We start from the raw sequence: 12,837 nt of genomic DNA, 5'->3' as shown, positions 1-12,837 counted from the left end.
CTCCTACAAGAACGAGCTGATCCATACCCGTAGGTGGAGTGATGTTGTCGAGGTAGAAACCGAACTTTGGAAGCAGAACCCGCCAGTGGCAATAATAGAAATCAAGGCAAATGTCTAGGAACAAAATCCGCGGCAGTTCAGGTGAATAAATTCCCCAACAGTAGGGACCTTTGGGGGTGCTGGTGCGTCCTGCGACGGCGTCCAGGTCCCTAGGTCAATCTGTTTACGGATTTCTGAAAGCCATCCTAGAGCTGAAAATCTATCTGGGAAAGTTTTACGTGCTTTGTGGCGGTTGCCGTCCGGCCCCGATTAGTGGGCCTGGAATCTCCCAGACTTCAGCTGACGGATAGACCCGATTCCTCGTGCCCAATTTGTGCTCACTCGTGCCCACAAACTTCCTCACTAGCGCGGTACAGACAGAGACACCGTGCCAAGAATAGTGTTGGGATATTTCCTGTCCTAAGCAGGGCAAACCACCAAAAAGACCAGGCTCGGAACGGTAAAAATTCCGCCTGGCCTGGCCTTAATTGTGCGCCATCAGGGACTTGAACCCCGAACCCACTGATTAAGAGTCAGTTGCTCTGCCAATTGAGCTAATGGCGCATTGTTTCAAAAACTTGAGCCAATCTCTCGGCCGCTGTCCTTGCAACGGAAAATAACTTTAACCCCTTCAAAGAGAATAGTAAAATCGGCTGGTCAATCCAGGTTTTTGCGGGGTATTAACGCAACGTTATTGCACGCTTCATGCAGATTGCAACGATTAGGTATCAAAGTGTCTAAGCGGTCAATTTTGTGTACACTTTGGAGCCGTTTTGTCGATATGGTTAGTGAGATTGGGTGACGGGCCGGCGGCGAAGACGGCTCGGTGGCTGACTCGCAGGTTGATAGAACCAGGCTAGATAAGGGTTTTTGAATTTTGACTAGGACGATTTCGCTGCTGCGCCGCGGTGCAGTGACGGTAGTTGCATCCGTTACGGCGGTGTCACTGGCGGCGTGCACGATTGGCGATCCGGAGGGCAAGGACGCGGCGGCGCCGGAGGTGAGTGAGGCATCGGAGGCCGGTGCCACCAGCGTGGCTAAGAAGGAGAAGAAGGCTCCGGAGTTTTCCGTCAAGGACGGTGCCGAAGACGTCGATCCTTTCACGCCCGTAACTGTGAAGTCCCTGGGCAAGGGGCTAGAGACGGTTACCATGACTAACGAGCAGGGCTACGTCGTGGCCGAAAAGCTCTCGGACGATGGAAAGACCTGGTCGAGCGACGAGACGCTGGGCTACAACCGGACCTACAGCATCTACGCCAAGGACGAGAATGGGAAGGAAAAGACCGTCCAGTTCACCACCCCGGAAGCTAACGGCACCGCGGAGGTGGCCATGGCCCCGCTGGACGGCGCCGAGGTCGGCGTCGGGCAGACCGTGAACTTCCGTTTCGGCGTGCCCGTGCCGGACCGCAAGAAGGCCGAGGAGGCCCTGACGGTGGAGGCCTCCCCGGCGGTCGAGGGCGCGTTCCACTGGGTTAACGACTACGAGGTCCGCTGGCGTCCGCAGGAGTACTGGGAGCCGGGCACGAAGGTGACCGCGAAGGCGGAGATCGAAGGCGTCGACTTGGGTAACAAGGTTTACGGCGGCTCTAACAACGAGGCCAGCTTCACCATCGGCGACCGGGTCATCTCCATCGTGGACGACGCGACCAAGACCATGCGGGTCTACAAGAACCAAGAGCTGCTGCGCGAGATCCCGGTCTCGCTGGGGCGCGACGGCCAGTACGCGACCCCGAACGGGCGCTACATCATCGGCGACGAGCACGAGCAGCTCATGATGGACTCCACGACCTTCGGGCTGGCTCTCGATGCCGGCGGCTACCAGACCGTCGTCGACTATGCGACGCAGATGTCCTATTCGGGCATCTACGTCCACTCCGCCCCGTGGTCGGTCTGGGCGCAGGGCAACACGAACACCTCGCACGGGTGCATCAACGTCACCCCGGAGGCCGCCCAGTGGTTCCAGCAGGTGGTCGGCCGCGGCGACATCGTCCTGGTCAAGAACACCTCCGGCGGGGTGCTCTCGCCCTACGACGGGCTCGGCGACTGGAACATGTCCTGGGAGGACTGGAAGGCCGGCAACGCCTAGCCCGCCTAAGCCAACTCAACCATTGCGGAGCGCGTGCTCCTCGCGGTCAGTGACTACCGTGGGGAGCATGCGTTTTTCTGTCTTAGATAGGGCCGCGGCGACCCCGGCTGAAACGGAGGCCGAGACCCTGCGCGGGGTGGCCGAGCACGCCCGGCACGTCGAGTCCTTGGGCTTCGAGCGCTTCACCGTCGCCGAGCACCACGGCGTCGACGGCATCCCCAGCGGGCAGCCGGCTCTTTTAGCGGCGTACGCGGCGTCGGCCACGCAGCGCCTGCGCGTAGGCACGGCGGGCATCATGGTGCCCGGGCACCCGCCCTTTCTCATCGCGGAGCAAGTGGCGACGCTGGCGGCACTGTACCCGGGCAGGGTGGACATCGGCCTGGGAAATTCCGTCGGGTTTACCGCCCCGGTGCGCACCGCGCTGCGCCAGGACAGCAAGGCCCGGGAGCGCTACGGCGAGGACCTGGGCGAGCTGCTGGGCTACCTGCGCGGCGATGCCGCAGTCACCGCCCGCCCGCGCCTCGAGGGAGAGGTGGGCCTGTTTCTGCTGGCCGGCTACGCCTCCGCGCGCACCGCCGGGCGCTTAGGCCTTGGCGTCATGCTAGGCGGGCCGGTGGGCACCCAGTTAAAGGCGGCCCAGACCTACCGCGCGAACTTCCAGCCCAGCGAATTTTGCCCTGCCCCGCACGTGATTTCTTCGCTGAATATCGCCGTGGCGGAAACGGAGCGCAAGGCAGCGGACCTGCTGGCCCCGGAGGCCTACGCGCAGGCAATGGCCCAGTCCACCGGCCGCTTCAGCCCGCTGGTGCCGGCCGTGGACCTGGATCTCGCCGCGATGACCAGCCAGCAGCGCGCCCGCATGCGCGACATCCAGGCCCACCACGTGGTGGGTACGCCGCGAACAGTGGGGCGGGAGCTAGCGGCAATTGCTAGCCAGCTGGGCGTGGAGGAGTTCTTGGTGACGGGCGATATCCCGGACCGCGCTGCGGAGCCGAGAGCGAAAGGCTCCTGGTGCACCAACTAGCTCACTAGGGATAGCAAAAAGCAGGCCAAGGAATCCTTGACCTGCTTTAACTTTGGGGTGGCTGACGGGGCTCGAACCCGCGACACCCAGGATCACAACCTGGTGCTCTACCAGCTGAACTACAGCCACCATCGCTGCCTTAGCAGCGCTATTTAGGTTAACCCATGAACGGCGAATTACAAAAACGCCTGGTAAGCGTGGGTGCTTTCGGCCTTCGCCTCGAGGGCCTGGCCGCTGTCCGGGCCGCCGTCGGTGCGGAAGACGCTGCGGCGGTAGTAGTCCAGCTCGCGGATGGACTCCACAATGTCCTGCAGCGCGCGGTGGGCCAGCCCCTTGTCCGGTTGGTGGAAATACGCTTTCGGGTGCCAGCGTCGCGCCAGCTCCTTGATGGTGGAGACATCGATCATGCGGTAATGCAGCGCCTGGTCCAGCCGGGGCATGTAGCGCCGGATGAAGGTGCGGTCCGTGGCGATGGAATTGCCGGCCAGCGGGGCGGGGTGCTCCGGGTCGCAGTGGGCCGCGACCAGCTCGAGGACGGCTTGCTCGGCTTGCTCGACGGTGGTGTGGGAGGCGCGGATTTCCGTATCCAGCCCGGAGTTGGCGTGCATCTCGGTGACCACGTCGTCCATCTGCGCCAGGTCCTCCTCGGTGGCGTGGACGACGAGGTCGATGCCCTCGTCCAGGATGTTCAGGTTGCCGTCGGTGATAACGGCCGCGACTTCCACGATGACGTGGCGGCCCGGATCCAGACCGGTCATTTCCAGATCGATCCACACCAGGCGGTCGTGTTTGGGGGCTATCTCTTGCTTGTGCATAACCACCAGTCTAGCTACCCCATCTGCGAGTAGAACTTGCCCACCAGCGGCGCGATAAGCGGCGTCGGCAGCACCTGGCTAATCGTGTTCATCGCCTTGGACAGCGGTCCCGGCACCACGCGGCGCTGGTTGCGGGCCATGGCCGCCAGGGTTTCCTGCGAGCAGGACTCGTAGGTCGTCCACAGGAAATCCGGCACGACCTTGTCTACGATGGACTGCTCCTCCGGGGGGACGACGGCGTCCCGGACCGGGCCGGGCGCGAGCAGCGTGCAGCTGACGCCGCTGCCGGCCAGCTCGTAGTGTAGAGCCTCCGTGAAGGCGTTGACCCCTGCCTTGGTGAAGACATAGGTGGCGTTGTTCGGGATGGGGATGTTGCCGGCCGCCGAGCCCACGTTGCAGATGGCGCCGCGCCGCCGCGGCAGCATCTGCTCCAGCGCCGCGCGGGTAATCCGGTGCACGGCCGTGGCGTTGAGCTGGAACTGGTCGGTCTCGTAACCGAAGTCCTGCTCCATGAACGGGCCAAAGCTAGCGATGCCGGCCGAATTGACCAGAATGCTCACCTCCCGGCCGCCGATGAACTCGATGAGCCGGTCGACGTCCTCGGCTCGGGAGAGGTCGGCATCGAAAGCGACGGCCTCGACGTCGTGGGCCGCGCTAAGCTCGCCCGCGATCTTCTCCAGCACCTCCTTGCGCCGGGCGACCAGGACCACGTTGTGGCCCAGCGCGGCCAGGTCGCGGGCCATGGCCTCGCCGATGCCCTGGCTGGCGCCGGTGATCAGGGCAAAAGAATGGCGGGTGGGGGCAGGCAGTCCGGATTTTTTCGGCATAGCGGATTCAAGTCCTTTCGCGGATGGTGCATTCGACCTTAGGCGGTGCCACTCAGCCTAGCGAAAAGATCCGGGTTAGTTCAGGGAAAAACCCTGATGCGCTGCGGGCCCATCCACGGTTGAATAGAAGGTGAAAGCAAACCCCGACCTCCTAGAAGGAGACGAACCCCATGAACGAAAAACTCCATCGCTCCAGCACTGATTGCTACATCGCCGGCGTGTGCGGCGGCATCGCTGAGACCTACAACGTCGACGCCACCCTAGTGCGCGCCCTGTTCGCCATCGTCACGCTGGCCGGTGCTTCGGGCCTGGCAATCTACATCGTGCTGTGGATCTGCATGCCGGAAGGCCCACAGGCCTAGTACCCTAAAAACTCGTTAGAATCTCCGGCCTCTCGCTATTGCAGGGGGCCGAAGTCCATGAATTCCCGCCAGATGTCCCACTCTTCCTGCAGGGCCGCCCGGCGGGATTCTTTGCTCGCGTGGCCGTCGATGAGGCTGGCGTCCTGCATCCGGATGCCGTTGTCGAAAAAGAGCGCGGCGTGCCCGGAGGCCCCGTAGCGGATGACCGGGATGAGGTTGAGCCCGTCGAAGGACAGGCGCGCGTTCGGGCGCACGTCCAGGCCCGCGATAGCCGCCAGGGTGGGCGCGAGATCCATGGGGGAGACCAGCTCCTGGGAGGTGCCGCCTTCGGCCACACCGGGCCAGAAAATGCTCATGGGCCCCGGGGAATCGCTAAGCGTGGCCACGGCCACGACGCCGGTATCCGGCAGCGAGCCCGGCTCCTCCCACAGGCGGAAGACGTTCTCGCCCGGCTGGGCGGGCTCTGCCCCCTCGGTGACGCGCCAGCCGGCGTCGGCGAAGACGTCGGAGATGCGGTAGCGCGCGCGGCGCTGCGGGTACTGGCCGGTCAGCACCGCGTTGCGGGCCGAGGGGTAGTCCGCGGCGGGCGGGTAGCAGTTATCGAAGCGCAGGCCCGGCGGGGCCAGCTCGGTGGGCCAGTGGGAGAAAGTAGCCAGGGTGATGTCCATGGCTGCCATTTTAGTCCCGCTCAGACGGGAGAAAGCGGTGCCCCCACCAGGATTCGAACCCGGGACACGCGGGGTAGAAACCCGCTGCTCTATCCACTGAGCTATAGGGGCTAACAAGGGGCAGGCGCCGCGCTGCCGCGCAGTGCAGGACAGATTTTACTCGACCGGCTCGGCGCCAAAGACATACGGCCCGCTAGTTGGTCGCGGTGCCGTTGTCCGCGCGCTGCTTGCCGACCTTCTTGATCAGCTCGATAAGCCGCTGGGTGGCCGGCGAAAGGTCGGCGTCGCGCCGGGTGAGCAGGATGCCGCTCATCATCGGCAGCTTCTCCTTGAGCTGGCGGTAGTGGATGCCCTCGGACTTGAACGTGCGGGCGGTCTCCGGGAAAAGCGCGACGCCCAGCCCGCCGGCGACCAGCGGGATGGCGGTCTGGAGCGTAGATATTTCCTGCCGGCGGGCGGGCACGGCATCGGGGTGGTCGGCCCAGAGCTCGTCCAGCAGCTCCGTGAGCCCGATAAACTCCGGGTTGCGGGGCACGACCACCCAGGTCTCGTCCCGGATGTCGTAGAGCGAGACCGGATCCGGCAGGTCGGCCAGGCGCTCGGGCAGGCCGACCACCCAGGGGAAGCGGGCGAACTCGACGACGTCGAGCTGGCGCACGAAGCGCTGTGCGACCGCGGCCGAGTCGGTGACCGGCAGCAGGCCGACGTTGACGGTGCCGTCCAAGACCCGCTCCAGCGTGATGCTGGGGGAGGGGTCTTCGACGTAGACCTCCACGTCGGGGGCCTCTTGCAGCATCTGGTGCAGGACGGCGGGCATGACGGTCCAGTTGAATTCGGGCGCCGAGCACACCGAGACCGAGCCGGCTAGCCCGCCGGCCATCTCCCTAATGCGCTGGGTGGTCTGGCTGAGCAGGGCGTCGAGCTTGACCGCGGTTTTGTAGACGTAGTTTCCGGCGTCCGTCGGGGTGGCCCCGGCGCGGCTGCGGTTGAGCAGCTGGATGCCGAGCTCGTCTTCGAGTTTGCGGATGGATAGGCTCAGCGAGGGCTGGGTCATCTCCATCGCCGCCGCGGCGTGCGTGAATCCGCCGTGGTCAACCACGCTGCGGAAATAGTGGAGCTGACGAGAATCCATAAATCCCATCGTGCCAGAAAATAGACCATTAATCATTTTCGTTATGGAAACGTCGCCGAAGTAGAATAGCGGCATGTCTTTCAGCCACGCCACCGACGCGGATGCGACGAAGAAGCCTAGCCCCAGTACCGGCACCCAGCAGGTGCGATCCAGCTGGGGTATTTACGGGGCAGCCACGGTCTTCGCCGGCGTGGTCGGAGGGTTCATCTCGATGTTCTTCCTGGCCGACTCGCTGCAGGCCCTAGGCATTCCCGATCCGGGCCGCCTGACCACCATCGGCCTGCCGGCGTTCCGGGGCGCGGCATGGATGCTTATGGCCCTGGCCGTGGGCTCCTACCTGACCTCGGCGTTCCTTATTTCCCCGGCCGTGCCGGAGGGGGACAACGAACGGCTTATCGACGCCCCCTTGACCGTCGACGGCCACCTCGCCGCCCGCACCGGCATGGTTGCCTCCTTCGGCGTGGCCATCGTCTCGCTGCTGGAGATCCCGCTGGTCATGTCGGATGTCTCCGGTACGCCCTTCGGCCAGGTCTTAAGCCCCGACATGCTGGGCCTGGCGCTGTCCCAGGTGGCCACTGCCCAGGCGTGGCTGGCTACCGCGGTGATCGCGGCGTTGGTCGGCGTGCTGACCCTGTTCAGCCAGCAGTGGTCCCTGCAGCCGGTGCTGCTGTTTTTGTCGATCACCATGGTGGTTCCCCTGGGGTTTGACGGGCACTCGGCCTCCGGCGGCGACCACGACTACGGCACCAACTCCTACCTGTGGCACCTGTTATTCGTGGTGCTCTGGGTCGGCGGCCTCCTGGCGCTCATCGCCCACGGCCGGCGCCTAGGCCCGGAGATGAGGCAGGCGGTGCGCCGCTATTCGACGCTCGCGCTCGTCGCCGCGCTGGCGATGGCCGCCTCCGGCGTGGTCAACGCCGCCATCCGCGTGGAGTGGTCGGACTGGCTGACCACCCGCTACGGGCTGATTATCACCACCAAGACCGTGCTGCTGGTCGTGCTGGCCTTTTTGGGCTTCGTCCACCGCCAGCTGACCATCCCGCAGCTGGACAAGCGCCCGCGCCTGTTCCTGCGCGTGGCGGTGGTGGAGGTGGCCGTCATGGCCGCCACGGTCGGCGTGGCGATCACCATGGGGCGCACGCCGCCCCCGCCGCCGCGGGATCCCAACCTGAACTCCATGCAGATCCAGCTGGGCTACGAGCTCTTCGAGCGCCCCACCTTCTGGAACGTGTGGACCTTTTTCCGCTTTGACATCATGTTCGGGGTCATCGGCCTGGTGCTGGCGGGGCTGTATATCTACGCCCTCTACCGGCTACGCAAGATCGGGCTGAGCTGGTCGCCCATGCGCACCGCCTGGTGGATGCTCGGCTCGCTGGGCATGACCGTCGTGATGTCGACGGGCATCGGCCTGTACTTCCCGGCCATGTACTCCATGCACATGCTGGGGCACATGGTCCTGTCCATGGTCATCCCGCTGTTCCTGGTACTCGGCGCGCCGCTCACCCTCCTCATGGAGGCCTTCCCCGCGGGGCGGCCGGGAAGGCCCAGCCTGCACGACTACGCCGTCGCGGTGACGAAGTCGCGCATCCTGCGCGCCATCACCCACCCGGCCGTGAACCTCCTGCAGTTCCTGGTGGTCTTCTACGCCATCTACCTGTCCTTCGACTTCTACGAGATCGCCATCTCGGAGCACGCCGGCCACGTCCTGATGAACTGGATGTTCCTGCTGTCAGGTTACCTCTACTTCTGGGAGGTCATCGGCCCGGACCCGCTGCCGAACCGCGCGCCGGTGCACATCCGCCTGTTCGTGCTGTTTTTGTCCATGCCGGTCCACCTCTACATGGGCGTCTACCTCATGCAGCTCAACGCCATCTTGGGCGAGGAGTTCTACAACTCTCTGAACCTGCCGTGGGATATCGACCTGCTGGCGGACCAGCGCGAGGGCGGCGGCATCGCCTGGGGCTTCGGGCAGTTCCCGCTGGTTATCGTCTTCGGCAAGCTCTTCGTCGACTGGCTGCGCGAGGATCGCAACACCGCCGCGCGCCACGACGCGAAGGCGGATGTGGACCACGACGCCGACTTGGAGGAGTACAACCGCATGTTGGCCGGGCTGAGCGAGGATGGTGACATTAGTCGTTTCCGGCAGATGTAGGCACCTCACCAGCGCCTATAGCACTTAACGATGCCGTCCCGTTCTCACCATAGGCATATTTCTCGCCGCGGTGGCGGGGTTTATTCACAGGTACGGCCGGCGCCAGTTTACAGCCGCTGCCGCCTCGGCGAGCATGGACACCAGCGGCCCGCGACCGCGGGGCGCGAAGAACACTATTTGCTCGAGGGGAATTAATCCGAGATGTCTCAACTGTCCATCACTGTTTTTGGCCACCTGACCCATAACCCACAGCTCGTTAAATTCAACGACGACACCATGAAAACCAACCTGCGCGTCGCCTCCTCGCGACGCGTGCGCGATAACTCCACCCAGTCCACCGACACCTGGAAAGACTCCAACCTGTTGTTCATGGACGTCGAGGTCTGGGGCCAGCTGGCCCAGTCCTGCCGCATCACCCTGCAAAAGGGGATGCCGATTATCGCCGTTGGCTCGCTGGTGACCAGCCAGTGGACTACTGAGTCCGGCGAGGCCCGCAGCCGCATCTACCTGAAGGCCTCCTGGCTGGGCTTGGACATGAACCGCTGGGTTATCGGCGCCCGCAAGATCGAAACCGTCACCAACGCCGCCGGGGTGGAGATCCCGGGCGAGAGCGTCCTGGACTACCCGGTGGACAAGGACCTGTCGAAGTCCGCACCCAAGCAGCCGGAGCCGGCACAAGCCGCGGAGTCTGCGGAATCCGGGGACGATAGCAACGGAGAGGGGGATACCGCCACCGATACCGCGGGTGATCGCGCCGCCGCCAGCGCGCGCAGCGTCCTGAGCTAATCCGCCAGCTACTTCACGACCCGTCGGCGCCCTGCGGTGCCGGCGGGTTACTTGCCTTAAGGGGTAGCCAGCGGGCAACTTGCGGTAGTGTTTGTGGTGATAAATACCTAACCCAATGGACGAAAAGGGGAATGATGGGCGAGTTCATCTACACGATGAAAAACGTGCGCAAGGCTATCGGCGACAAGGTCATCCTGGACAATGTCACCATGGCCTTCTACCCGGGCGCCAAGATCGGCGTCGTGGGGCCAAACGGCGCCGGCAAGTCCTCGATCTTGAAGATCATGGCCGGGCTGGACCAGCCCTCCAACGGTGAGGCTTTCCTGGATCCGGGCGCCACCGTCGGCATCCTGCAGCAGGAGCCGCCGCTGAACGAGGAGAAGACGGTCCGCGAGAACGTCGAGGAGGGCCTCGGCGACATCTTCGAAAAGAAGCAGCGCTTCGAGCAGATCGCGGAAGAGATGGCCACCAACTACACCGACGAGCTCATGGAAGAGATGGGCAAGCTGCAGGAAGAGCTCGACGCCGCCGATGCCTGGGAGGTCGACTCCAAGATCGAGCAGGCCATGGAGGCCCTGCGCTGCCCGCCGTCCGATGCCCCGGTCGCCAATCTCTCCGGTGGTGAGCGCCGCCGCGTCGCATTGGCCAAGCTGCTGCTGAGCGAGCCGGACCTGCTGCTGCTCGACGAGCCCACCAACCACCTGGACGCCGAGTCCGTCCAGTGGCTGGAAAAGCACCTGCAGGACTACCCGGGCGCCGTGCTGGCCGTGACCCACGACCGCTACTTCCTGGACCACGTCGCCGGCTGGATCTGCGAGGTCGATCGCGGCAAGCTCTACCCGTACGAGGGCAACTACTCGACCTACCTGGAAAAGAAGCAGGAGCGCCTCGAGGTCGCTGGCAAGAAGGACGCCAAGCTGCGCAAGCGCCTGAAGGACGAGCTGGTCTGGGTGCGCTCCGGCGCGAAGGCCCGCCAGGCCAAGAACAAGGCCCGTCTGGAGCGCTACGAGGAGATGGCTGCCGAGGCCGAGAAGTACAAGAAGCTCGACTTCGAAGAAATCCAAATCCCGACCCCGCCGCGCCTGGGCAACAAGGTCGTCGAGGCCAAGGACTTGGTCAAGGGCTTTGGCGACCGCGTGCTCATCAAGGACCTGTCGTTCACGCTGCCACGCAACGGCATCGTGGGCGTTATCGGCCCGAACGGCGTGGGCAAGACGACCCTGTTCAAGACCATCGTCGGGCTGGAAGAGCCGGACGCGGGCTCCGTGGAGGTCGGCGACACCGTCAAGCTGTCCTACGTGGATCAGAACCGTGAGAACATCGACCCCGAGGCCACCGTCTGGGAGGTCGTCTCCGGCGGCCTGGACTACATCCACGTCGGCCAGAACGAGATGCCCTCGCGCGCCTACCTGTCCGCCTTCGGCTTCAAGGGCCCGGACCAGCAGAAGCCGTCCAAGGTGCTCTCCGGCGGTGAGCGCAACCGCTTGAACCTCGCGCTGACCCTGAAGGAAGGCGGCAACCTGATCCTCCTGGACGAGCCGACGAACGACCTCGACGTCGAGACCCTCGGTTCGCTGGAAAACGCCCTCGAGAAGTTCCCGGGCTGCGCCGTGGTCATCTCCCACGACCGCTGGTTCCTGGACCGCACCTGTACCCACATCCTGGCTTGGGAAGGCAACGTGGAAGAAGGCAAGTGGTTCTGGTTCGAAGGCAACTTCGGCGACTACGAGAAGAACAAGGTCGAGCGCTTGGGCGAGGAGGCCGCCCGCCCGTCGCGCGTGACCCACCGCAAGCTGACCCGCTAAACAACGCAGTAAACCGCAGTTAAAAGGAGCAGGATGTCTATCCATACCCACGAGGTTCCGGTCCGGTGGTCGGATTTCGACCGCTACGGCCACTTGATGAACGCGAATTACGTCGAGCTGGCGCAGGAAGCGCGGCTGGCGTTCGCGGAAGACAAGTTCTACTCGCAGGGGCACGAATTCGCGGCTTTCGTGCGGCACCTGAACCTGGACTTCCGCCTGCCCATCGAGCCCCGCGGGACCACCTCCGTGGTGGTCGAGACGCAGGTCGTCGAACTAGGCAACAGCTCCCTGACCACCCGTCAGGAGATCAAGGACAGAAACGGCCGGGTCGCCTGCGTGGTGGAATGCGTGCAGGTCGCCGTGGACCTTGAGACCCAGCGCCCGCGCCCGCTCAGCGATGCCGAGCGCGACATCCTCACCCAGGTAGGGGAAGAATAGGTGCCGAACGAGTCGCTGGACCTGCGCAACGGCGGTAAGGGCCTGCAGGTGCTGGTGAGCCGGGCGGTTGGCGTCGACGGCGGGTGCTCCGTGCGGCTGCGCCAGTTGACCGAGCACCAGGTTGATGTCTTCGTCACCACGCCTTTCGAGGTCGTCGTCTCGCGCCGCGTGGAGGGCAAGGCCTCCCGCGATGGGGCAGTGGTCTCCGCTTATCTGTTGCAGCAGGAGCTGCTCAAGCACAACGCCGCCGGCAAGCTGGAGCTGGGCCCGGCCCGCGATCCCGTCTGGCCGGGCGCGCTACCGCCGATGGACGGCTTCCGGCTGCTGGACCACCTGCCGGTAGAAGTCGTGCGCGAGCTTGCCGATGCCGGCCAAGCCCTAGCCCGCCAGTTCTCCGGACCGTTGGGCCCGCCGTCGAGCCTGATGAACCAGACCGTGGTCACAGTCGAGGGCCATGGCAAGCAGGTCGAGGTGCCCATGCGCATGATTTTCGCCTGCACCAGCCTGGGGCTCATTCCCGGCTTCTCCGCGCCTACCGACGTCCCGCGGCACCTACGCGTCGCGGCGAAGGGCCGCTGGGTACGCCTCGATGCCCCCTTCGGCACCGTCTACCACTCCAACCGGCTGTCCTTGTTCTAGCCTTGTTCTAGGAAGTTCTAGTTTTCCACAGGCTGCGGTTCCCGAGTGTTAACCATTGCACTCG

At 64.4% G+C, this 12,837-nt stretch carries 12 protein-coding genes and 3 tRNA genes; 8 read left to right on the top strand and 7 right to left on the bottom strand.

The features are described 5' to 3' along the window. Positions 1–530: 530 nt before the first annotated feature. A tRNA-Lys gene (locus tag HMPREF3067_RS07495) sits at positions 531–603 on the bottom strand. 313 nt (positions 604–916) lie between these two features. Between HMPREF3067_RS07495 and HMPREF3067_RS07490 the strand changes: the two genes are divergently transcribed. Next, positions 917–2,125 (top strand): L,D-transpeptidase, encoded by a 1,209-nt coding sequence (locus HMPREF3067_RS07490; RefSeq protein WP_070769105.1) that lies wholly within the window; start codon positions 917–919, stop codon positions 2,123–2,125. Between the two features lie 67 nt (positions 2,126–2,192). Next, the gene (locus HMPREF3067_RS07485) at positions 2,193–3,149 is read left to right on the top strand and encodes an MsnO8 family LLM class oxidoreductase (RefSeq protein ID WP_246819269.1); all 957 of its coding nucleotides are present in this window, start codon (positions 2,193–2,195) and stop codon (positions 3,147–3,149) included. Between the two features lie 53 nt (positions 3,150–3,202). On the opposite strand, the gene HMPREF3067_RS07480 is transcribed toward HMPREF3067_RS07485, so the two are convergent. The 3 genes from HMPREF3067_RS07480 to cmrA all read right to left on the bottom strand — a co-directional run bounded on the left by HMPREF3067_RS07480 (position 3,203) and on the right by cmrA (position 4,791). Then, a tRNA-His gene (locus tag HMPREF3067_RS07480) sits at positions 3,203–3,278 on the bottom strand. Positions 3,279–3,325: 47 nt separating this feature from the next. Then, entirely contained in the window at positions 3,326–3,964 is a 639-nt protein-coding gene (gene orn / locus HMPREF3067_RS07475) for an oligoribonuclease (RefSeq protein ID WP_070769103.1), read from the bottom strand. Positions 3,965–3,978: 14 nt separating this feature from the next. Then, positions 3,979–4,791: a mycolate reductase gene (cmrA, locus tag HMPREF3067_RS07470; RefSeq protein ID WP_070769102.1), complete on the bottom strand. Its 813-nt coding sequence runs from the start codon at positions 4,789–4,791 to the stop codon at positions 3,979–3,981. A 170-nt stretch (positions 4,792–4,961) separates the two neighbouring features. Between cmrA and HMPREF3067_RS07465 the strand changes: the two genes are divergently transcribed. Then, the gene (locus tag HMPREF3067_RS07465; protein WP_070769101.1) at positions 4,962–5,153 is read left to right on the top strand and encodes a PspC domain-containing protein; all 192 of its coding nucleotides are present in this window, start codon (positions 4,962–4,964) and stop codon (positions 5,151–5,153) included. Between the two features lie 35 nt (positions 5,154–5,188). Here the strand turns inward: HMPREF3067_RS07465 and HMPREF3067_RS07460 are convergent, their stop codons facing one another. The 3 genes from HMPREF3067_RS07460 to HMPREF3067_RS07450 form a co-directional block, all read right to left on the bottom strand. Further along, a complete protein-coding gene (locus tag HMPREF3067_RS07460) occupies positions 5,189–5,821 on the bottom strand; it encodes a hypothetical protein (RefSeq protein WP_070769100.1) in 633 nt (210 codons plus the stop codon). A gap of 38 nt (positions 5,822–5,859) precedes the next feature. Then, a tRNA-Arg gene (locus HMPREF3067_RS07455) sits at positions 5,860–5,932 on the bottom strand. A gap of 82 nt (positions 5,933–6,014) precedes the next feature. Next, positions 6,015–6,953 (bottom strand): LysR family transcriptional regulator, encoded by a 939-nt coding sequence (locus HMPREF3067_RS07450; protein WP_070769108.1) that lies wholly within the window; start codon positions 6,951–6,953, stop codon positions 6,015–6,017. A gap of 73 nt (positions 6,954–7,026) precedes the next feature. Between HMPREF3067_RS07450 and HMPREF3067_RS07445 the strand changes: the two genes are divergently transcribed. The 5 genes from HMPREF3067_RS07445 (at position 7,027) to HMPREF3067_RS07425 (ending at position 12,773) form a co-directional block, all read left to right on the top strand. Continuing rightward, entirely contained in the window at positions 7,027–9,105 is a 2,079-nt protein-coding gene (locus tag HMPREF3067_RS07445) for a bifunctional copper resistance protein CopD/cytochrome c oxidase assembly protein (protein WP_083319207.1), read from the top strand. Positions 9,106–9,306: 201 nt separating this feature from the next. Beyond that, positions 9,307–9,891 (top strand): single-stranded DNA-binding protein, encoded by a 585-nt coding sequence (locus HMPREF3067_RS07440; RefSeq protein ID WP_070769099.1) that lies wholly within the window; start codon positions 9,307–9,309, stop codon positions 9,889–9,891. Positions 9,892–10,025: 134 nt separating this feature from the next. Next, positions 10,026–11,696: an energy-dependent translational throttle protein EttA gene (gene ettA / locus HMPREF3067_RS07435; protein WP_070769106.1), complete on the top strand. Its 1,671-nt coding sequence runs from the start codon at positions 10,026–10,028 to the stop codon at positions 11,694–11,696. Positions 11,697–11,729: 33 nt separating this feature from the next. After that, the gene (locus tag HMPREF3067_RS07430) at positions 11,730–12,134 is read left to right on the top strand and encodes an acyl-CoA thioesterase (protein WP_070769098.1); all 405 of its coding nucleotides are present in this window, start codon (positions 11,730–11,732) and stop codon (positions 12,132–12,134) included. Then, complete coding sequence (locus HMPREF3067_RS07425) at positions 12,135–12,773, top strand: DUF8185 domain-containing protein (RefSeq protein WP_070769097.1); 639 nt, start codon at positions 12,135–12,137, stop codon at positions 12,771–12,773. It abuts the gene before it with no gap. Positions 12,774–12,837: the final 64 nt, after the last annotated feature.

It is taken from the genome of Corynebacterium sp. HMSC04H06, from assembly GCF_001815935.1.
Lineage (GTDB): Bacteria > Actinomycetota > Actinomycetes > Mycobacteriales > Mycobacteriaceae > Corynebacterium.
The sequence above is the reverse complement of the archived record's forward strand: the minus strand, read 5'-3'. Positions and strand labels throughout refer to the sequence as shown.